The sequence below is a fragment of the Croceicoccus marinus genome, from assembly GCF_001661675.2.
Taxonomy (GTDB): Bacteria; Pseudomonadota; Alphaproteobacteria; order Sphingomonadales; family Sphingomonadaceae; genus Croceicoccus; species Croceicoccus marinus.
On the sequence record NZ_CP019602.1, the window covers coordinates 1,471,938 to 1,492,391 of the forward strand.

Genomic DNA, 20,454 nt, shown 5'->3' on the forward strand with positions numbered 1-20,454 from the left:
AGGAAGTTCGAAACCTTCGTCAGTCGCAGCCGTTGGGCTAGCGAAAGGTGGACCAATGCCCCGATTGATCGTTGTTTCGAACCGCGTCGCGGATATCCATTCATCGAACGCTGCCAGTTCGGGGGGGCTGGCCATGGCGATGGCCGGCGCGCTGAAGGAAGAGGGCGGCGTCTGGCTGGGGTGGAGCGGCGAAACCTCGGACGACGGCGACGGCCCTCCGCAATTCTCGACCGTCGACAATGTCACCCTGGCCAAGATCGACCTGTCGCGGCAGCATGTCGAGGAATATTACAATGGCTATGCGAACCGCACGCTATGGCCGCTGTTCCATCATCGCACCGACCTGACGTCGTACGAACAATCGTTCAGCGAATCCTATCTCGACGTCAATCGCACCTTTGCGCAGGCGATCCGGTCGTTCGTGAAGCCGGGCGACGTGATCTGGGTGCAGGACTATCACCTGATCCCGCTGGGGCGCGAATTGCGCGCTTTGGGCGTCGACAACCGGATCGGCTTCTTCCTGCACATACCCTGGCCCGCGCGCGAGCTGTTCGTCACCCTGCCGCAGCATTCCGACCTGGTCTGGTCGCTGTTCGGCTATGATCTGGTCGGTTTCCAGACCGAAAAGGACCTGATGGCCTTTCGCGACTATTTCCAGACCGAGCTGAAGACGCAGCAGGACGACGAAGGGCTGATCGACCTGTTCGGCAGGCGACTGCTGGCGCGCAGCTATCCGATCAGCATCAATCCGTCGGAAATGGCCGAGCTGAGCAATACCGAGACCGCCGCCAACAGTTTTCGCCGCATGCGCGAGGGGAACGAGGAGTGCAAGATCCTGCTGGGCGTCGACCGCATCGACTATTCCAAGGGACTGCCGAACAAGTTCGCGGCCTATAACCGGTTTCTCGAACGTTTCCCCGAACGGCGCGGCACCGCGAAACTGCTGCAGATCGGCCAGCCGAGCCGCAGCCTGGTCGAGGAATACCAGGACCTGGGAGAAGAGCTGATGGCCGAGGCGGGTCGCATCAACGGGCGGTTCGGGCGGCTCGACTGGACGCCGCTGAGCTATCACACCCAGTCCTATGGCCGCGATGCGCTGGCCGGGATCTACCGCGCGGCGGACGCCTGCCTCGTCACCCCGCTGCGCGACGGGATGAACCTTGTCGCCAAGGAATTCGTCGCGGCGCAGGATCCCGCGGATCCGGGGGTGCTGCTGCTGTCGCGCTTCGCCGGCGCGGCAGAGCAATTGACCGAGGCGGTGTTCGTCAATCCCTATGACAAGGAACAGACCGCAGAGGCGATCGTCCAGGCCATCGACATGCCGCTGGACGAGCGCCAGGACCGCTGGCGCGCGATGTTCGACACCATATCGCGGTCCAGCCTGACCGCGTGGAAGAACAATTTCATGGCGGATCTGAAGAACGAGGACCGGCCCGAGACTCCCGATCGGGCCGAGATCTATGCGTTCTGACGCCGCTGGGGGTCGCTGAAGCCGCCCTGGGTTTCGGCATGCCGCGCCGCGCCGCGGCCGCCTGCCAGGCGGTCGGCCGTGGCGATCAGCGACAGATGCGACAGCGCCTGCGGGAAATTGCCGAGCTGGATGTCGTCCTCGCCCGAAAGCTCCTCTGCCAGCAGGCCCAGATCGTTGGCGCGGCCCAGCAGCCGTTCGAACAGTTCGCGCGCATCGTCCACCCGCCCCTGCGCGTGATAGGCGTCGACCAGCCAGAAGCCCGCCGCCACGAACGCGCCCTCGCCCTGCCCTAGCCCGTCGTCGGTATCCTCGGTCCGGTATCGCCAGACGAGGCCGTCGCGCATCAGTTCGCTTTCGATCGCGGCGACCGTGCCGATCATCCGCTCGTCACACGGGTCGAGCAGTCCGACGAAGGGCAGACGCAGTACCGCGGCATCCAGCGCATCGTCGTCATAGGCACGCACGAAGCTGTTGCGCTTGCGGTCGAAGCCCTTGTCCAGCACCTCCTCGCGAACGGTGGCGGCCAGTTCGGCATAATGGCGGCCAAGATCGGGCTCGCGGTCGCGCAGCCATGCCGCCGCCCGGTCAAACGCCACCCAGCACATCGCCTTGGAATAGGTGTGGTGATGCAGCGGTCCCCGGCTTTCCCAGATACCCGCGTCGGGTTCGCACCAGATGCCTTCCAGCTTGGCCGCCAGCATGCGGATCAGCGTGTCGGTCTCGTTCTCGTGGTGCTCGTTCGGCAGGCCGATCTGCGCCGCGCGGTAGAGCGCGTCGATCACCTCGCCATAGGTGTCGAGTTGCAGTTGCTCCTGTGCGCCATTGCCGAAGCGAACGGGCTTCGCGCCGCCGAAGCCGGGCAGCCAGTCGGCCTGCCATTCGATCGCGCGCGGTTCGCCCATGACAGTGTAGAAGGGCCTGAGATCGATCGGATCGCCGCCGATAGCGCGCCGCAGCCAGCCGATCCAGCCTGCCGCCTCTCCGCTGAAACCCACGCGGCTGAGCGCCATCAGCGCCAGCGTCGCATCGCGCAGCCAGCAATAGCGGTAATCCCAGTTGCGGCTGCCCCCCGGCTGTTCGGGCAGCGAGGAGGTGACCGCCGCGACGAAGCCGCCGGTCGGCCGGTGGATCATGACCTTGAGCGTCAGCACCGACCGCAGCACCGCATCGCGGTAGTCGCCGTCATAATCGAATTGGCTGGCGATATCGGCCCAGTACTCCTCGGTCTCCCTCAGGCCGTGGTAGGGGTCGACCGCGTCCGGCACATTCTCGTGCGACGGGAACCAGGTCAGCACGAGCGAGCATTTCTCGCCCTCTTCCAGCTCGATCCGCGATTCAAAGCGGCGATCCTTGAATTCGATCTCTGTATCGAAGGTCAGGCTGACGCCGTCCGGCCCGCTGATCGCCAGCGCGCTGGCGCCCGAGCAATGGCGGACAAGCGGATGGATGCGGCCGAAATCGAAGCGCAGATACAGCTCGCTGATCATGCTTACGCTGCCTTCGAGGCATTCTATGATGCGGACAAGATCGGGCGTACCCCCCCTGATCGGCATGAAATCGGTGATGCGCGCGCGTCCGGAAGGCAGGGTGAATTCGGTTTCCAGGATCAGGCTGTCGCCGCGATAGCGCCTGCTGGTCGAGATGATCTCCTCGTCGAACAGGAAGTGCCAGCAGCCATTGTCCTTGTCGCCGAGAATCGCCGCCATGCAGGCCTCGGAATCGAAACGCGGGAAGCATAGCCATTCGATCGCGCCGCTCTTGCTGACCAGTGCCGCCGTCTCGCCGTCTCCGATGATCGCATAGTCCGAGATGCGCTTTTCGTCGCTGCTGCCCATATTCTAGCGCCCAGCCCGCGTGCCGAGCAGGCCCATGCCGCCAAGGATTACCGCCGCAGCGCCCAGCAGGGCGCGATGTTTCGTGATCCATAGCTGGCTGCTGCGGGTCCGCGCCTCGTCGTCGAAGCGCCCGTGGGCGCCGTGGTCGCCCGGCACGGGTTCGTATAGATTGTCCTTGCGGTCGGGCGATACCGGCGTGGCGGCTTGCTGCCCCTTGATGCCAGTCCGCGCGAGATAGCGATCGACCAGCGGCGAAGCCAGCCGGTCGCCCCAGATCGCCTTCAGCGTGGGCCACCCAAGCTTGACCGACTTGCGGCCCGAATGCGCTGCGAAATGGATCGCCTCGGCCGCGATCTCTGGCTGATAGGGCGGGCTGGCGGGGCGCGGCTTGCCCGGCAAGGTCGTGCGGATCCAATCGAACTGCGGCGTGTTGACGCCCGGCAATTGCACCATGGTGGTCCGCACCTTCGACCCGGCATGCAGCAGTTCGCTGCGCAGGGAATCGTGAAAACCCTGGATCGCATGCTTGGCCCCGCAATAGGCCGATTGCAGCGGAATGCCGCGATAGGCGAGCGCGCTGCCGACCAGCACGACATGGCCGCGATCGCGCCGCACCATGCGCTTTAGCGCTGCCATCGTGCCGTGGACCTGGCCGTGATAGGTTACCTCGGTGACGCGGTGGTAATCATCCATGTCCATGTCCATGAATGGTGCGAGCACGCCCGCGAAGGCGGCATTGATCCAGATGTCGATCGGGCCGAACGCTTCTTCGATAGCATCGGCGGCATGTTCCACTGCCTCGTAATCGCTGACGTCGCACTGGCAGATCAGCGCCTTGCCGCCCAGCCTTTCGATATCGTCCTTCGCACCCTTCAGCCCGTCCATGCCGCGCGCGATCAGACCGATGTGCGCGCCGTCGCGCGCGAAGCGGCGAGCGGTTGCACGGCCCACGCCAGCAGATGCTCCGGTGATGACGACGACTGGCGGGCGGTGCTCTTGCTTTTCCATACCGGTTAAAGCCCGCGGTGGCGCGCAAGTTCCGCAAAAAGGCGCGCAACATCGGCCCCGTCAGTCGTCCGACACCACCGAGCTGAACAGCTGCTTCACGCTGCCCTTCAGCATGTCGAGCTGTTCGGGATCGCCCTTCATCGCCGTGGTCATGAAGGACCTGGCCTGCTCGAAGCTGATATGCGGGGGCAGCGGCGGCACTTCGGGATCGGTCCTTACTTCCAGCACGCATGGCCTGTCCAGCGCCAGCGCCTGCTCCCACGCGGTGCCAAGCTGGTCGGGATCGTCGACGAAGATGCCTTCGAGCCCAATCATCCTGGCGAACTGGTGATAGGGCACGTCGGGCAGCTCCTGCGTCATCCCGGACTTGGGATTGCCCTCCATCACGCGCTGTTCCCATGTGACCTGGTTGAGGTCGCAATTGTTCAGCACGCAGACCACGAAGGTCGGGTTGCTCCACTTTCGCCAGTATTTGGACACGGTGATCAGCTCGGCCATGTTGTTCATCTGCATCGCCCCGTCGCCGACCATGGCGATCACCGGGCGGTCGGGATGGGCGAACTTGGCCGCGATGGCATAGGGCACCGCAGCCCCCATCGACGCCAGCCCGCCCGAGAGCGAGGCCATCATCCCCTCGCGAATATAGACGTCGCGGGCATACCAGTTGGCGCAGGACCCGGAATCGCTGGTCAGGATCGCCCGGTCGGGCACGCGGGGCGACAGTTCGGTGAACACCCTTTGCGGATTGACCGGGTCGGCATCCACCATGGCGCGGTCGCGCAGGGTCTCCTCCCAGTCGCGCTTCCAGTCGGCGATGGTGTCGCGCCAGCCGGTATCGGTCTTTGGCTGCAACAGGGGGAGCAGCGCGTCGATGGTCGACACGACATCGCCCTGCAGATTGACGTCATGCGGAAAGCGGATCGACAGCATGCCGGGATCGATGTCCACCTGCACGCCGCGCGCCTGTCCTTCCTTGGGCAGGAATTCCGCATAGAGAAAGCCGCTGCCCAGCATCAGCAATGTATCGCACTGCGCCATCATGTCCGAACTGGTCTTCGTGCCCAGCAGCCCGATAGAGCCGGTCACCCAGGGCAGATCGTCGGGCAGGACGTCCTTGCCCAGCAGCGCCTTGGCGCAGCCCGCGCCCAGCCGGTCGGCGATGGCCCTGACCTGCGGCGCGGCGCCCTTGCACCCGGCGCCGATCAGCATGGCGACCTTGCTGCCGGTGTTCAGCACCTCGGCCGCGCGTTCCAGGTCCGATTGCATCGGCACGATGCGCGGGCGCGACCAGCCTACGCCCGAAAAGACCGCGCCATGCTTGCGCGGCGGCTGCGCCATCTCCTCTTCCTGCAGGTCGTTCGGGAAGACCAATGCCGTCACGCGGCGGTCGCCCATCGCGATCCGCACTGCCCGGTCGACAAGGTGGCGCACCTGCGCGGGCACCATGGCATAGCCGGTGAACGCCCCGGCGACGTCCTTGAACATCGCCGCCATGTCCAGTTCCTGCTGGTAATGCGATCCGATCGCGGTGCGTGCCTGCTGCCCCACGATGGCCAGCACCGGCATGTGATCCATGCGCGCATCGTACAGCCCGGTCAGCAGATGCGACGCCCCCGGCCCCGACGTCGCTAGGCAGACCCCCAGCTCGCCCGTGAACTTTGCGTGGGCGCTGGCCATGAAGGCGGCCATCTCCTCGTGCCTGACCTGCACGAATTCGAACCGGTCGCGCTGCTTGTCGAGCGCGCCGATCAGCCCGTTGATGCCGTCGCCCGGATAGCCGAAGATGCGGCGGACGCCCCATTCATGCAGTCGGTCCCACACGAATTCGGATACGGTCTGCGCCATGTGCGTTCTCCTCGGCTCGGGCTGTAGGTATCGCTGCAGGTTCTTGGGTAAAAGCGGACGGGATCGCGTCCTGTTCCTGTCAGGCCGCGACGCGGCGCAGCGCAGGGCAGAGCCGTGCGATAATCGGGATGAACGACACGGCCGGTACGCGCCCCGCCTCCACCATTGGGCAAGGATCGGCCATGAACGCGGCGAACGGGAAAGTCCGGCGATCGCGGCGACGAGCTACAGTCCGGTTCGAAGGCCCGTCCCCCGCTCGACCGGCAGCGCTAAGACACTCTATCGCGCCCTCGGGTGGCGGAACAGCCGCTGCGTTTCGGCAGCGTCGAGGACGATCTGTTCGCCGCGGTCATCGAAAGCTATAACGGCGAACGGCAGTCGCCGCCGAAACGTTGGCCAGCGCGCGGTCTGCCCACCGATGAGCAATGACGCGCTGTACTGGATCGCCAGCAATCCGGAAGTCCCAACTAGCGGGTAAAGCGCCTATCCGCCCTTTACCGGGTCTGCCTTCTCGCCCGAAGAAGGCGTCAAAACTGTAACAGGGCGATAACCCACTCGTCGATCGGACCGATGCTGACGAGCATCGATTTCGCGAACACCATCTATAAGGGGTGTTGCGAGGGGATGCACCTGTTCCGCATGCCGCAGTTCATCTGGGCGTCGCTGTGCACCGCGATCCCGATGATCTTCGCCAGCCGCCGCTGACTGCCACGACCACGCCGCTTGCGCTGGACCGCTATGCCGGATTTCACTTTCTCACCAGTGGCATGGGCGGGAACATGACGGATCATGCCGATCTGGTCTGGGCGTTCGGCCATCCGGAAGACTACATCCAGATTCTGCCCGCCGCCCGCATGGGTTAGCTGCGCGGACACGCCGCCCCGGAAACCGGGGCGACCGGCGCGTCAGTCGGGCATCGCTTCCAGCACCTTGTCCGGGGTCATCGGGAACTCGAACATGCGCGCTCCGCAGGCGTTGTAGATCGCGTTCGCGATGGCGCCGGCGCCGCCGCACATGCCCAGTTCGCCCACGCCCTTGGCCTGTACCGCGCTGGCCGCCGGGTCGTTGCGTTCCAGCATTATCACTTCCAGGTCGGGCACGTCGCGGTGAACCGGAACGTGATATTCGGCCAGGTCGCAATTGGCCAGATGGCCGTCCACCGGATCGAACAGCAGCGATTCGGTCAGCGCGCTGCCGATGCACCACACCATGCCGCCGATGCATTGCGACCGCGCGGTCTGCGCATTGAGGACGCGGCCGAAGCCGAAGGCGCCCAGCATCCGCTCGACGCGGGTTTCGCCGGTATGGCGGTTGACCCGAACCTGCGCGAAGAACGCACCAAAGCTTGATGCGGTGTAATCGTCCGAAATATCGCCAGGCTCGTAATGGCCCTCGACGCTCAGCGGTTCTCCGTCCAGCAAATCCTGCAGGGTGCGGTTCGAACCGTCGCGCAGCGAACCGTCGCGCAGATCGAGCTGGTCCTCGCCGATACCGGCCTTGTCGGCCAGTTTCTCGCGGATCGACTGGCACGCGATGACCACTGCCGAACCGATCGAGGCAGCGCCCCAGCTCCCGCCCGATCCGGGACCGCGCGGGAAATCGGTGTCGCCCAGTTCGACCAGCACGTTTTCGGGTGCAAGACCCAGCATTTCGCCCGCGATCTGCGTCAGGACCGCATAGGTGCCGGTGCCGATATCGGTCATGTCGCTCTGCACGCGGGCGGTCCCGTCACCGTTCAGGGTCACGCGCGCCTTTGCTTCCGACACGTTGTGCACGCGCGCGGCGCTGGCCATGCCGGTACCGATCCACCATTCGCCCTCACGCCGCTGGCGGGGCTTGCGCGGACCCTTTTCCCAGCCGAACGCCTCTGCGCCCTTGGTCAGGCAATCGGCAAGCTCATGCTCGGTAAACGGCAGGCCCTTGGAGGGATCCTTTTCGGGAATGTTGCGCAGGCGCAGTTCGACGGGGTCGATGCCCACCTCCTCGGCCAGGCAGTCCATCGCGGCTTCAAGCACCGGCATGCCGATTGCCTCGCCCGGGGCGCGGACCGATCCGGCGGTCATCTGGTGGATGCGGCCAACTTCCAGCTCCATCAGGCGGTTCTCGCCGCCATAAAGGAACACGCTGGACTGCAGCACCGGCTCGGCAAATTCCTCGTCCGGCAGGTTCGACACGCGTGCTTCATGGCCGAAGCCGATCAGGCGGCCCTCGCCATCGGCGGCAAGGCGCACGCGCTGCTTCGATTCCGACCGGCGCATGATTGTCTGGAACACCTGCTGCCGGCTCATCACCACCCTGACCGGGCGTTTCAGTTCCATGGCCGCAAGGGCGGCGGCGGTCACTTCCTCGCTCAGCCCCAGCTTCGATCCGAAACCCCCGCCGACATAGCGGGAGATGATGCGGATCTTGTCCTCGGGCAGGTCGAGCGCGTCGGACAGTTCCGAGATGTTGAAATTGGGCATCTGCAGCGATGCGTGGACGGTCAGCCTGTCGCCGTCCCATTCGGCCAGGGCCGCATGCGGTTCCATCGCGGCGCTGGCGTGGCCGTGCGTGACATAGGTCAGGTCGACGGTATGCGGCGCGGTGGCCATCGCGTGGGCCAGATCGCCGGCCCGTACATTACCGTCGTCCTCCTCGGTCTCCATGTCCTCCGGGTCGAGCGGGATGTCGCCCAGGTCGTCCGCTTCGTAGGAGAACGGCAGGTGCTTGGCGGCATGAGTGGCCTTTTCGAAACTGGTGGCGACCACCAGCGCGAAAGGCTGCCCGAAATAATCGATGTGCGATGGCTGCTGTTCGGGCGACTCGCCCGCTCCGCCCTGCGCGGGGCGCACGGTCATGCGCATGTCGTCGATGACGGCCACGACGCCGTCCATCTCGAGCGCTTTTTTCTTGTCGATGCCGGTGATCGTGCCCTTGGTGAAGGGTGCGGTGACCAGCACGCCGGTCAGCGTGTCCTCGGCATGGTATTCGGCCGCATAGGGCGCGGTTCCGGTGACCTTTGCCAGCCCTTCGGGCCGCGACAGCGCCTTGCCGATGATGTCCTGCGACCCGCGATCCAGCAGATTGCGCGTGTCGGGTTCGTCCTGCTTGAAATGCACTGTCACGATGATGTCCCCGTTGCTTCGCCCAGCACGGCCTTCAGCGTGCGCCGGGCAAGCGGTATCTTGAAATCGTTCTCGCCGTATCCCTGCGCGTCTTCCAGCAGCAGGCCGGCGGCCTTGTCGAACAGCGCCTCGTCCGGCGCCTTGCCGACCAGCAGCTCGGCGATGCGAGGATCGTGCCACGGCTTGTGGGCCAGGCCGCCGAACGCCAGATCGGCGCGGCTGATCAATCCGCCTTCGTCCATGGCGACGACTGCCGCGACCGAGACAAGCGCGAAGGCATAGGAGGAACGCTCGCGTACCTTGCGATAGATCTGCTTGCCTTCCACCGGCGCTGGCAGCGTTACGCCGGTAATGATCTCGCCTTCTTCCAGCACGTTGTCGCGCCATGGCGTATCGCCCGGCAGGCGGTGGAAGTCGCGGACCGGCACACTGCGCGACTTGCCGTTCTCGCTCGCGATCTCGACAGCCGCGTCCAGTGCCGCCATCGCCACCGCCATGTCGCCGGGATAGGTCGCGATGCACTGATCGCTGGTTCCCAGTACGGCGTGCAGGCGGGCGATGCCGTCGATAGCGCCGCAGCCGGACCCGGGCTCACGCTTGTTGCAGGGCTGGTCGATATTGGTGAAGTAATAGCAGCGCGTCCGCTGGCACAGATTGCCGCCGGTCGTCGCGCGATTGCGCAGTTGCTGGGTGGCCCCGGCCAGGATGGCGCGCGACAGGACGGGCCAGTCGGCACGCACCCGGTCGTCGACCGCCACCGCCGTGTTGCTGGCCAGCGCACCAATGCGCAGGCCGCCTCCGTCGATCGGATCGATCCCCGCCATCGGCAGGCGATTGATGTCGACCAGCGTGTCCGGCGTCTCGACCTCGAGCTTCAGCAGGTCGACCAGATTGGTCCCGCCGCCGATCGGCTTCGACGCATCGCCGGCGCAAAGCTGCGAGGCATGCGCGAGGCTGTCCGCGCGTTGTAGGTCGAATGGTTTCACGATTGCGCCTCCCGCACGGCTTCGATGGCCTTGACGATGTTGGAATAGGCGCCGCAGCGGCACAGATTGCCGCTCATGCGTTCGCGGATTTCCTCTCCGCTGAATTCGATCTTGCCGGTGAGATCGTCGCTGGCGTCGCTGGGCCAGCCATTGGCGATCTCGTCCATCATGGCCGTCGCCGAACAGATCTGTCCGGGCGTGCAATAGCCGCACTGGAAGCCGTCATGCTCGACGAAGGCAAGCTGCAGAGCCGACGGGTCGGCGGGCGTGCCCAACCCCTCGATCGTGGTGACGGCATCGCCGTCATGCAGCGCGGCGAGCGACAGGCAGCTGTTGATGCGCATGCCGTTCACGATGACGGTGCACGCACCGCACTGGCCGTGGTCGCAGCCTTTCTTGGTGCCGTTCAGCCCCAGGTCGCCGCGCAGGAAGTCGAGCAGGCTGACGCGCGGATCGTCGGGCAGCTCATGGGTTTGGGAATTTACGGTGATGGGCAAGATCGTCTCCTCCTTGCCCCCAATGCGCGAGCGCGCTGCTGTTTCCGGGGTAATACAGCATTATCCCATCGGCTCGACGGATCGAAGCGCCAGCAAGGTGAACCGAATGCGCTAACCTTCGTCCCCAGACGGCACATTCGCGCGCAATTGGTCCAGCCATGGCTGCGCCGTCGCATCGGATGGCGCGCGCCAGTCGCCCCGCGGGCTGAGCGCCCCTGCCGACGACACCTTCGGCCCGTTCGGCAGAGCGGATCGCTTGAACTGGCTGAACGCGAAGAAGCGCTGCAGGAACGCGTCCAGCCAGCGGGTGATGGTCGGCAGATCGTATTCGCGCCGCTCATGGGCGGGAAACTCGGCGGGCCAGCTGCCCTTCCCGGCATTGCGCCATGCGTGCCAGGCCAGGAACGCGACCTTGGACGGCCGCTGCCCGAAACGGACGATGTGGTGCAGGAAGAAATCGTTGAGCTCGTATGGCCCAATGGTGTCCTCGGTGCTCTGCACCTCGCCATCCTCGCCCGCGGGGACGAGTTCGGGCGAAATCTCGGTATCGAGAATGGCGCTAAGCACGTCGGCGGTGGCATCGTCGAACTGTCCGGTGCGGGTGGTCCAGCGGATCAAATACTGGATCAGGGTCTTGGGAACGCCCGAATTGACCGCGTAATGGCTCATCTGGTCGCCCACGCCATAGGTGCACCATCCCAGCGCCAGTTCCGACAAATCGCCGGTGCCGATGACGAACCCGCGATGCTGGCCGGCAAGGCGGAATAGATAATCGGTTCGCAGACCCGCCTGCACATTCTCGAACACAGTGTCGTAGACGTCCTCGCCCCGCGCAAAGGGGTGGCCCATGTCGCCAAGCATCAGTTTTGCTGCGGGGCGAATGTCGATCTCCTCGGCATGGATGCCCAGCGCATCCATCAGCTTCCAGGCGTTCGACCTGGTGCCTTCCGACGTGCCGAAGCCCGGCATCGTATAGCCGCGGATCGTGGTGCGCGGCAGGCCCAGCCGGTCGCAGACCTTGGCCGCGACGATAAGCGCATGGGTGGAATCGAGGCCGCCCGACACGCCAATGACCAGGCTGTCACCGCTCGTCGCCTGGAACCGGCGCATCAGGCCGTCGACCTGGATGTTGAACGCCTCGAAGCAATCCTCGTCGAGCTTGCCCTGGCGGTTGGGGACGAAGGGAAAACGGCGGATCCGCCGCTTCAGCCCGCTGTCGCCGGTCGCGGGCCGGTGATCGAACCCTATCGTGCGAAAGGCAAGCTCGGGCCGTCCTGCCGCATCGACCGCGTCGCCGAAGGTCTGAAGCCGCAGGCGGTCGTTCAATATACGGCCGCAATCGACGTCGGCGATGCACAGCTCTGGCGCCAGCGAGAAACGCTCGCTCTCGCAAAGCAGGTCGCCCAGTTCGTAGATCATGCCCTGCCCGTCCCAGGCGAGATCGGTCGTGCTTTCGCCGTGCCCGGCAGCCGAATAGACATAGGCCGAAGCGGTGCGCGCGCTTTGCGAGCGGCACAGCAGATGACGTTCGTCAGCCTTGCCGATGGTGATGTTCGATGCCGACAGATTGGCCAGTATGGTCGCCCCCGCCAGCGCCCCGCGGGTGGATGGCGGATCGGGCGCCCAGAAATCCTCGCAGATCTCGGCGAAGACGCTGAAGCCCGGCCTGTTGTCGTCGGCGAAGATCAGGTCGGTGCCGAAGGGGATGCTTTCCCCCCCGATGCCGATCCGCTCGCCCGCGATGCCGCGGCCTGCCGCGAACCAGCGCTTTTCATAGAACTCGCGGTAATTGGGCAAGAAGCTCTTGGGAACGGCGCCAAGGATGCGGCCCCGGTGAATGGCGACCGCACAATTGTAAAGCCGCCCCGAACGACGCAGCGGCGCCCCTACCAGCATCAGCGGGATCAGCCCGGCACTGGCCTCAGCGATTTCTCCCACCGCCTTTTCCGCTGCATCGAGCAGCGCGTCCTGCATCACCAGATCGTCGAGCGCGTAGGAGGATACGCAGAGTTCGGGAAAGACCAGCAGATCGACCTGCCGGTCATGCGCCTTGCGCGCCTCGGCCAGCACGGCATCGCGGTTGAAGGCGATGTCCGCCGTCCGCACGCATGGCGTGGCCGCGGCGACCCGCACGAAACCATGGGTGTGCAAGTCGAAGAATGGGTGGTTATCCGCGATGATCCTGTTCCTTCCTGGCTGCATCGACGCCAATGGCATCGATCATCATGTCGACCGCTACATCGACCGCCCTCGCGCGAACTCCGTCGCGGCCGATCGCGCCGAAATGCTCCTCGCGATGCATAAGGCGGCTGTCCCCGCCGTCCAGCTTGCGGAAGCTGCACAAATGGACGAGCCCTTCCTCGTCATCGTCGCCTGCCGGGCCCGCAAAGCCGGTGATCGCGACGCCGACGTCGGCGGGGGAACGCCGCATCGCGCCGCGCGCCATGGCATGCGCCGTTTCGCGGCTGACCGCTCCGCAATTCTCGACCAGCGCGCGGTCGATGCCCAGCAGGTCGCATTTGGCGGCCTTGGAATAGACCACGAAGCCGCGTTCGAACACATGGCTGACGCCCTTCAGGTCGGTCAGCAGCGACGAGAGCAAGCCGCCGGTGCAGCTTTCGGCCGCGACAAGCGCAATGCCTCTGCTTTCGGCCAGCTCGCACAGCGCCCTGGCCTTTTCCAACGTCGCCCGGGGTATGCCTTCGCTCACCGCCGTGATGCTCCCTCTGCCTGCAGTCGATGCCTGTCTTCCCTGCACATAAAGGTTTGCATGCAAAGACGTTCCGCCCGGGTTTCGCTCAGTCCTGCTTCGCGGCCGCGACGGGTGCAGGGTCCATCCGGGGAACCAGCAGATGGATGCACAGCAGCGCCAGCGCATAGGCCAGGCCCGCATAGAGCACGATGGGAACATAGGACCCCGTCAGTTCCAGCGTCCAGCCCGTCACCTGCGACATCAATATGCCGCCTATGGCTCCGGCTGCCCCGCCCATTCCCAGTACTGTTGCCACAGCGCGCCGCGGATACATGTCGGCGATCATGGTGAAGATGTTCGAGCTGAACGCCTGGTGCGCCGCGGTGCCCATTCCGATCAGCAGCACAGCCACCATCGGGCTGGGCGCGCTGGCCACCGTTACCAGCGGCAGCGCCAGCAAGGCCGCGCACAGCAGCGTCGTCTTGCGCGCCCTGTTGATGCTCCATCCGCGCGCGATCAGGTGCGACGACAGCCATCCACCCGCGATCGAGCCGATGTCGGCCAGCAGATAGACCCCGACCAGCGCCGGACCGATGGTGGCGAAGATGCCGCTCTCGGCAGTGGGGAACAGTTCCATCCCCTGCGTCTTGGCGAGCAGGTCGGGAAGCCAGAACAGGAACAGGTACCAGACGGGATCGGTGAAGAACTTGCCGCAGATGAAGAACCACGCCTGCCGCTGGCGGATCGCGCTGCGCCAGCTGAGCAGTTCGGTGGCGGGCTCCTCGCCGTCCTGGTCGATCCATGTCCGCTCCTCGTCCGTGACGGCGGTGTGCAGGTGCGGCTGGCGGAAGAAGCGGAGCCACAGCCACAGGACCACGAACCCCAGCAACCCGGTCGCGATGAAGGCCGTGCGCCAGCCGAACGCGCCGGCAAGGCCGATCGCGATCACGGGGGTCAGCAGCACGCCGACATTGGCGCCCGCGTTCAGCAGGCCGACGCCCAGCGCGCGTTCCCGCTTGGGAAACCATTCGGCGATGGACTTGACCGCGCCGGGATAGGCGGCGCTTTCCGCCGCGCCCAGTACGATGCGTGCAAGGATGAAATGCAGCACGTTGCGCGCCGCGGCATGCAGGCAGGCCGCGATGCTCCAGACCGCGATCGCGATGGCCATGCCGCGCCGCGTCCCCACCCGGTCGAGCAGCCGTCCCACCACCAGCAGCCCGATGCCATAGCTGGCCTGGAAGGCGGTAACGATGTTGCCGTAATCGACCTCGGACCAGCCCATGTCCTCCTCGATCACGGGCTTCAGCACGCCGATGATCTGCCGGTCGATGTAATTGATCGTGATCACGGCAAAGAGGAGCGCGCAGATGCCCCACCTGTAGCGGCCAAGCGGCTTCGCGATCGCGGCGACGGACGCCATTCCCCTCTCCTTCTGTTCTGATAGCGCTAACTTACCGGGGCGGGGACGCTTGGCAAGCATGCGCTTTTGCGGTGACTGTGTCCGGCAAGTTCAATGACCTGTCACCAAGGCGGCAGGAACGGGCGATCATCGACGCGGCACCGCAAGCAAAGGCGAATTTGCATTGGACAGTTTGCTTATCTCGCCTAATGATAGCGCTCCCAATAGAGGATATGAGCCGGTGCCAGCCGGTCTGGGGAGGGGAATATGATCAGTTTTCGCGCGACATCCATCGCTGTCACCGCAGCGCTGCTGGCGGGCTGCGCCGCCGTTCCGGCCGATATGGAGCTGCGCCAGCCGCCACTTGCCGACGGCGGCGACGGCCCGGGCATCGCCCACCCGGAAATCTGGCCCGCCTATGATTATCCGGTACCCGCCAATCCGCAGGCGGAGCAGCGCATTGCCGATCTGCTGAACCGGATGACGCTGGAGGAAAAGATCGGCCAGCTGGTCCAGGCCGACCTGTGCTGCGTCACGCCCGAGGATGTTCGCCGCTATAATCTGGGATCGATCCTGGTGGGCGGCAACAGCGGTCCCGGCGGCGACGATCTGGCGCCCGCGCCCGAATGGCTGAAGGCGGCGGACGAGTTCTACCTCGCCTCGGTCGACCGGTCCGACGGCGGTGTGGGCGTTCCGCTGGTCTGGGGCACCGACGCGGTGCACGGCCATTCGAACATCGTCGGCGCGACGATATTCCCGCACAACATCGGGCTTGGCGCGATGCGCGACCCTTCGCTGGTCGAGAAGATCGGCGCGGTCACCGCCAAGGAGATCCGCGTCACCGGGCAGGAATGGACCTTTGCGCCCACCGTTGCCGTCCCGCAGGATTTCCGGTGGGGCCGCGCCTATGAAGGCTATTCCTCCGATCCGGAACTGGTCGCTTCCTATGTCGGCGCGATGGTGCGCGGCCTGCAGGGGCCGCCCACGAACGACAATCTGCTGGCCGGTCCCCATGTGATCGCGTCGACCAAGCATTTCCTGGCCGATGGCGGCACCGACCGCGGCGTCGACCAAGGCGATTCCTCGATCGACGAGGAGACGCTGCGCGACATTCACGGTCTGCCCTACGGCCCCGCCATCGGCGAGGGCGTGGCGACCGTGATGGTCAGCTTCTCGTCCTGGCAGGGACGCAAGATGACCGGCAATCGCAGCCTCGTCACCGATGTGCTGAAGGATCGCATGGATTTCGGCGGCTTCGTCGTGTCGGACTGGAACGCGCATGGGCAGGTCGAGGGCTGCACCAACGAAAGCTGTCCCGAGGCGCTGACCGCCGGGATCGACATGTACATGGCGCCCGACACCTGGAAGCCGATCTACGAGGATCTGCTTGCCCGCGCCCGGTCCGGCGAAGTTTCGATGGAGCGCATCGACGAGGCGGTCGCCCGCATCCTGCGCGTCAAGATGCGGCTGGGCCTGTTCGAGGCTGGCAAGCCGTCGGATCGCCCGCTGTCGGGCGACTACGATCTGTTGGGCGCCCCCGAACATCGCGAAGTGGCGCGGCAGGCGGTGCGCCAGTCGATGGTGCTGCTGAAGAACCAGGGCGTATTGCCGCTGCGTCCCGGCGGGCGGCTGCTGGTCGCGGGCGACGGCGCCGACGACATCGCGCGCCAGTCGGGCGGCTGGACCCTGTCGTGGCAGGGCACCGGGATCGACAACAGCGATTTCCCCGGCGCGACCTCGATCTTCAGCGGGCTGAAGCAGACCGTCGAGGCCGGCGGCGGGACGGCGCAGCTGTCCCCCGACGGCAGCTTCAGCGAACGGCCCGATGCGGCGATCGTGGTGTTTGGCGAGAAGCCCTACTCCGAATTCCAGGGCGACCGCGCGACGCTGGCCCTGGATCCCGAGCTGACTGCCCCTTACGAAACCATGCGCAAGCTGAAGGCGCAGGGCATCCCGGTCGTGGCGCTGATGCTGACCGGCCGGCCGCTCTATGTGAACCCGGCGCTGAATATGGCGGATGCCTTCGTGGTCGCCTGGCTGCCGGGCAGCGAGGGCGGCGGCGTCGCCGACGTGCTGGTCGGCAATGCCGCGGGCCAGCCACGCCACGGCTTTACGGGCAAGCTGCCCGCCGCCTGGCCGCAGACCCCCGCGATGGAGGACGGCGTGCTGTTTCCCTTCGGCTATGGCCTGACATATGGCACGGCCGCGCAGGGCTGGACGCCCCTGCCCGAGATCGCCGTGACCGAAACGAGCGACACGCGGTCCTGGTTCACCGCGGGCAGCCCCGCATCGGGATGGTCGCTGCTGGTCGGGGGTGAGGAAGGCGACGTCCAGACGCGCGTCACGACCGTCCCCGCAGAAGCGCTGCGCGGACGGGTGCGCGTGACCGCGACCGACTATCTGGTCCAGGAAGGCGGCCGCCGCTTTACCATCGCGGACGGCGATGCCTCGGTCTTGCTGCGCAATTTCGAACCGGTGAATGTCGACCGCGAGACCAATGGCGACGTGAAGCTGCTGTTCACCCTGCGCGTATGGGATGCGCCCGACAGCGCCAGCATCGGCGCAGGCGGCGAAAGCGGCCGCGGAGCCGTGTCGTTCGACATGCAGCAGAGCAGCGAGTGGCGGCGCTATGGCATCCCGCTCAAATGCCTGCGCGCGCAGGGTGCCGACGTGACCGAGCTGACGCTGCCCTTCATCCTGCGGACGCAGGGCACCGCGGATTACGCGCTGGGCGAAGTGCGGCTCGGCACCGATGCCGAAGTGGACGTGCCCTGTTCGTGAACGGGCGCACCCGGACAATGATCGCCCGCCAGACCGGGCAACAAGGAAAAGCCATGACATATCTTTCGATCATCGCCGCATCGACCGCCGCGATCGCCCTGGCGGGCTGCAGCGTCGATGCGCAGGATACCGCCATGCCCGCCACCGCGGCGGCACAGGCGCCGGCGTCGCTTCCGGTCGGGACCTGCATCAACATGGGCAACATGCTCGAGCCCGAGCAGGAAGGCAGCTGGGGCGGCGCGAGGATTGCCGATGCCGATTTCGCGCGCATCAAGGCCGCCGGGTTCGACACGGTCCGCATCCCGGTCCGCTGGCATAACAAGAGCATGGACCGCCCGCCCTATACCGTCGATCCGCAATGGATGGCGCGGGTCGAGCAGGTCGTGGACTGGGCGCTGGCCAACGATCTCAACGTCATCCTCAACAGCCATCATTTCGATCCGATCTACGCCGATCCGCTGGCGACCGCGCCCTGGCACGGCGCGGTGTGGAAGCAGATCGCCGAGCGTTTCGCCGACAAGCCGCAGGACAGCCTGTGGTTCGAGCTTGAGAACGAGCCGCATGACAAGATGGACGATTCCAACCTGATCGCCGCGCTGACGCCCGCGCTGAACGCCGTGCGCGCCAGCAATCCCACGCGCCCCGTCATCATCGGCGGCGAGGAATGGAGCGGGATCGATTCGCTGGCCACGCTGGATCTGCCGGACGATGCGAACATCTATCCGACGTTCCATTACTACGAACCGTTCGACTTCACCCACCAGGGTGCGTCCTGGGCCGGTCCCGACATTCCGGAACCCGGCCGGAAATACGGGACCGAGGAAGACCGCCAGCGCCTGCGCGACGATGTCGCCAAGATCGAGGCCTATGTCGAGCGGACCGGCAAGGTGCCCTTCATGGGTGAGACCGGTGCCTACGACAAGCATATCAGCACGCCGGAACGTGCCGCCTATCACCGTGCGGTCCACGATGCCTTTGCCCCCACGGGCGTCGGCATGTGCACCTGGGCCTATGCCAACACCTTCCCGTTCTGGGACCGCGAGACAGGCCAATGGCTGCCCGGCATGCTGGCAGCCATCGGCCTGAAGGAAGACTAGCCGCCGGTTACGGGCGGGTCACCGCATAGGGTCCGACCACCATGCCGGTGAACAGACCGGCATAGACGGACGCGAGCGGCTCTACATCGACCTGCCCGGCAATTGTCTGCCACTGCGCGCTGCCCGCCGGGCGCCACGCGAAATCGGCCGTGCCGCGGTTTAGGCTCATGCAAAGCTCGATCTCGCCCGCGTCGGTCAGGGGCACGGCTGCGACCGTCTCGCCATATTGGTCCTGGTCGGCGGACGTGCGCCTGCGGACGGTTACCTGCCCCACTTCAACGCCCACGGCGATGAAGTGGCTTTCATCCATGAAGGCCAGCAGGCCGGCGAAATCGCCTGGCGCTTCGGGGTCGAAATCCATCTTTGTGATGATATCGGCGGAATGATGCCGCAGCCTCCGCCCGATGAAGGCCGGCTTGCCCAGCGATCCCGCCGCGTCGGTGGAGGGATCAAGCACCAGCTCGCTGCGCGCTTCGGCTACTTCGACCAGCGGCTTCGCAGCGGGATTGCGGATGCCGATCCATTCATCGGAAAGCGGATCGTCGAAATCGTCGCGCCACTGGGCCCACGGCTCGCCGGGCGACGCCGGCCGGTCCGGAGCCTCGATGACGAGCGGCACCGCCTCGCCCTTGTCGAGGAAGATCGGCCAGCCGTCCCGCCATTCGACGGGAAGCAGGAAGGTCTCTCGCCCAAGCAGTGTCGATTGCCCCTGGAAGGGCCGCGTTGCCAGGAACACGCCCCACCAGCTGCCATCCTCAAGCTGGACCAGGTCGGCATGGCCGGTTGCCTCGACCCGGTCGGGGCGGTCGGCGGGCAGGTCGCGCTGCGTCAGGATCGGGTTGCGGGGGCCCGCGACATAGGGTCCCGTGACCGAACGGGATCGATAGATCGTCTGCGAGTGCTGCTCCGCCGTGCCGCCCTCGGCCGCGGTCAGATAGTACCAGCCGTCGATGTGATAGATATGCGGCCCTTCCGCCCACACCGGCTGGGCGGAAAGATCGACGCCGCCATTGACCAGCAGGATCGGGTCGCCCGTGACCTGCATGGCTTCGGTATCGAACCGCTTCATCCAGATCGCGCGGTGCCCCTCGTACAAAGGCTCGCCGGGAGGGGCATCGTTATAGACGATCCATGCCCTGCCCTCCTCGTCGAAGGTCAGCGAGGGATCGATGCCGCCGAAATCCAGCCATGCCGGATCGCTCCACGGCCCTTCGGCGCGGTCGGCGGTGATGACGAAATTGCCGCGGCAATCGATGCAGGTGTTGACGATCCAGAACTTGCCATCGTGATGGGTGATGGCCGGGGCGAACAGCCCGCGATTGGTGCCAAGACCCGAAAAATCGACCATGCCGGGCCGGTCGATCGCATTGGTGACGAGCCGCCAGTTGACCAGATCGGTGCTGTGGAAGATCGGCAGGCCGGGAAACCAGCTGAAGGTGGAATTGACTAGGTAGAAATCGCTGCCGACCTGCACGATCGAGGGATCGGGCTGGAAACCCGGGAGGATCGGATTCCGATAGCTACCCTCGGGCGCGGGGGCGTCCTGACCGGTGGCGATATATTCCATGAAGTCGAACCGCGCCGGGCCCGCATGCGCGGCCAACGGCAGGGTCGATACCGCTGCGCACAGGCCGATAACCAGATTTCCAAGCCGTCTTGCCGACATTGCTCTCCCCTTGTTTTCTTTACACTTGCCCCAACCGGGCGACGCACCTATGGTAGCGCTATCACTGGAG

The 20,454-nt window shown here is 65.7% G+C and carries 16 protein-coding genes; 6 read left to right on the top strand and 10 right to left on the bottom strand.

The features are described from left to right. The first annotated feature begins 55 nt into the window (after positions 1-55). Positions 56-1,471, top strand: coding sequence for an alpha,alpha-trehalose-phosphate synthase (UDP-forming) (locus A9D14_RS07055; RefSeq protein WP_066844530.1), 1,416 nt, complete (start codon positions 56-58; stop codon positions 1,469-1,471). On the opposite strand, the gene A9D14_RS07060 is transcribed toward A9D14_RS07055, so the two are convergent. From A9D14_RS07060 to A9D14_RS07070, 3 genes are read right to left on the bottom strand one after another with little or no spacing between them, the layout of a single operon-like run. Continuing rightward, a complete protein-coding gene (locus A9D14_RS07060; RefSeq protein ID WP_066844537.1) occupies positions 1,459-3,306 on the bottom strand; it encodes a glycoside hydrolase family 15 protein in 1,848 nt (615 codons plus the stop codon). The two genes, A9D14_RS07055 and A9D14_RS07060, sit on opposite strands and share 13 nt — an antisense overlap. 3 nt (positions 3,307-3,309) lie before the next feature. Then, entirely contained in the window at positions 3,310-4,314 is a 1,005-nt protein-coding gene (locus A9D14_RS07065) for an SDR family oxidoreductase (RefSeq protein WP_066844538.1), read from the bottom strand. A gap of 60 nt (positions 4,315-4,374) precedes the next feature. Next, complete coding sequence (locus A9D14_RS07070) at positions 4,375-6,159, bottom strand: thiamine pyrophosphate-requiring protein (protein WP_066844540.1); 1,785 nt, start codon at positions 6,157-6,159, stop codon at positions 4,375-4,377. Positions 6,160-6,453: 294 nt separating this feature from the next. Between A9D14_RS07070 and A9D14_RS20015 the strand changes: the two genes are divergently transcribed. The 3 genes from A9D14_RS20015 (at position 6,454) to A9D14_RS19420 (ending at position 7,022) form a co-directional block, all read left to right on the top strand. Then, a complete protein-coding gene (locus A9D14_RS20015) occupies positions 6,454-6,588 on the top strand; it encodes a hypothetical protein (RefSeq protein ID WP_232468854.1) in 135 nt (44 codons plus the stop codon). 141 nt (positions 6,589-6,729) lie between these two features. After that, positions 6,730-6,864 (top strand): hypothetical protein, encoded by a 135-nt coding sequence (locus A9D14_RS20275; RefSeq protein WP_269769227.1) that lies wholly within the window; start codon positions 6,730-6,732, stop codon positions 6,862-6,864. Further along, on the top strand, positions 6,825-7,022 hold the full coding sequence (locus A9D14_RS19420) for a hypothetical protein (protein ID WP_157668168.1): 198 nt from the start codon (positions 6,825-6,827) through the stop codon (positions 7,020-7,022). Before A9D14_RS20275 ends, A9D14_RS19420 begins: the two co-directional genes overlap by 40 nt. A gap of 42 nt (positions 7,023-7,064) precedes the next feature. Here the strand turns inward: A9D14_RS19420 and A9D14_RS07075 are convergent, their stop codons facing one another. The 6 genes from A9D14_RS07075 to A9D14_RS07100 form a co-directional block, all read right to left on the bottom strand. Next, on the bottom strand, positions 7,065-9,263 hold the full coding sequence (locus tag A9D14_RS07075; RefSeq protein ID WP_066844542.1) for a xanthine dehydrogenase family protein molybdopterin-binding subunit: 2,199 nt from the start codon (positions 9,261-9,263) through the stop codon (positions 7,065-7,067). Next, on the bottom strand, positions 9,260-10,249 hold the full coding sequence (locus tag A9D14_RS07080) for an FAD binding domain-containing protein (RefSeq protein WP_066844544.1): 990 nt from the start codon (positions 10,247-10,249) through the stop codon (positions 9,260-9,262). The genes A9D14_RS07075 and A9D14_RS07080 overlap by 4 nt, the downstream gene beginning before the upstream one ends. Then, positions 10,246-10,746 carry a 2Fe-2S iron-sulfur cluster-binding protein gene (locus A9D14_RS07085; protein ID WP_066844547.1) on the bottom strand — a complete coding sequence of 167 codons (501 nt, stop codon included), beginning with the start codon at positions 10,744-10,746 and terminating at the stop codon, positions 10,246-10,248. Before A9D14_RS07085 ends, A9D14_RS07080 begins: the two co-directional genes overlap by 4 nt. A 111-nt stretch (positions 10,747-10,857) precedes the next feature. Next, entirely contained in the window at positions 10,858-12,948 is a 2,091-nt protein-coding gene (locus A9D14_RS07090; protein ID WP_066844550.1) for an NAD(+) synthase, read from the bottom strand. Further along, positions 12,914-13,456, bottom strand: coding sequence for a CinA family protein (locus tag A9D14_RS07095; RefSeq protein ID WP_066844553.1), 543 nt, complete (start codon positions 13,454-13,456; stop codon positions 12,914-12,916). The genes A9D14_RS07090 and A9D14_RS07095 overlap by 35 nt, the downstream gene beginning before the upstream one ends. 88 nt (positions 13,457-13,544) lie before the next feature. Then, the gene (locus A9D14_RS07100; RefSeq protein WP_066844556.1) at positions 13,545-14,861 is read right to left on the bottom strand and encodes an MFS transporter; all 1,317 of its coding nucleotides are present in this window, start codon (positions 14,859-14,861) and stop codon (positions 13,545-13,547) included. 246 nt (positions 14,862-15,107) lie between these two features. Between A9D14_RS07100 and A9D14_RS07105 the strand changes: the two genes are divergently transcribed. Together A9D14_RS07105 and A9D14_RS07110 are read left to right on the top strand one after the other, a co-directional pair. After that, entirely contained in the window at positions 15,108-17,621 is a 2,514-nt protein-coding gene (locus tag A9D14_RS07105; protein ID WP_066844564.1) for a glycoside hydrolase family 3 protein, read from the top strand. A gap of 53 nt (positions 17,622-17,674) precedes the next feature. Further along, the gene (locus A9D14_RS07110) at positions 17,675-18,718 is read left to right on the top strand and encodes a glycoside hydrolase family 5 protein (protein ID WP_066844572.1); all 1,044 of its coding nucleotides are present in this window, start codon (positions 17,675-17,677) and stop codon (positions 18,716-18,718) included. Positions 18,719-18,725: 7 nt separating this feature from the next. On the opposite strand, the gene A9D14_RS07115 is transcribed toward A9D14_RS07110, so the two are convergent. Further along, positions 18,726-20,384, bottom strand: a complete 1,659-nt coding sequence (locus A9D14_RS07115; RefSeq protein ID WP_083987750.1) for a glycoside hydrolase family 43 protein — start codon at positions 20,382-20,384, stop codon at positions 18,726-18,728. Between the last annotated feature and the right edge of the window lie 70 nt (positions 20,385-20,454).

What these genes read in the sequence shown, in the direction of transcription:
- A9D14_RS07055 (WP_066844530.1), top strand. Translation starts at nt 56, where the DNA reads ATGCCCCGATTGATCGTTGTTTCGAACCGCGTCGCGGATATCCATTCA.
- A9D14_RS07065 (WP_066844538.1), bottom strand. Translation starts at nt 4,314, where the DNA reads ATGGAAAAGCAAGAGCACCGCCCGCCAGTCGTCGTCATCACCGGAGCA.
- A9D14_RS07060 (WP_066844537.1), bottom strand. Translation starts at nt 3,306, where the DNA reads ATGGGCAGCAGCGACGAAAAGCGCATCTCGGACTATGCGATCATCGGA.
- A9D14_RS07100 (WP_066844556.1), bottom strand. Translation starts at nt 14,861, where the DNA reads ATGGCGTCCGTCGCCGCGATCGCGAAGCCGCTTGGCCGCTACAGGTGG.
- A9D14_RS07110 (WP_066844572.1), top strand. Translation starts at nt 17,675, where the DNA reads ATGACATATCTTTCGATCATCGCCGCATCGACCGCCGCGATCGCCCTG.
- A9D14_RS07115 (WP_083987750.1), bottom strand. Translation starts at nt 20,384, where the DNA reads ATGTCGGCAAGACGGCTTGGAAATCTGGTTATCGGCCTGTGCGCAGCG.
- A9D14_RS07070 (WP_066844540.1), bottom strand. Translation starts at nt 6,159, where the DNA reads ATGGCGCAGACCGTATCCGAATTCGTGTGGGACCGACTGCATGAATGG.
- A9D14_RS07090 (WP_066844550.1), bottom strand. Translation starts at nt 12,948, where the DNA reads ATGCAGCCAGGAAGGAACAGGATCATCGCGGATAACCACCCATTCTTC.
- A9D14_RS20275 (WP_269769227.1), top strand. Translation starts at nt 6,730, where the DNA reads ATGCTGACGAGCATCGATTTCGCGAACACCATCTATAAGGGGTGTTGC.
- A9D14_RS07105 (WP_066844564.1), top strand. Translation starts at nt 15,108, where the DNA reads ATGATCAGTTTTCGCGCGACATCCATCGCTGTCACCGCAGCGCTGCTG.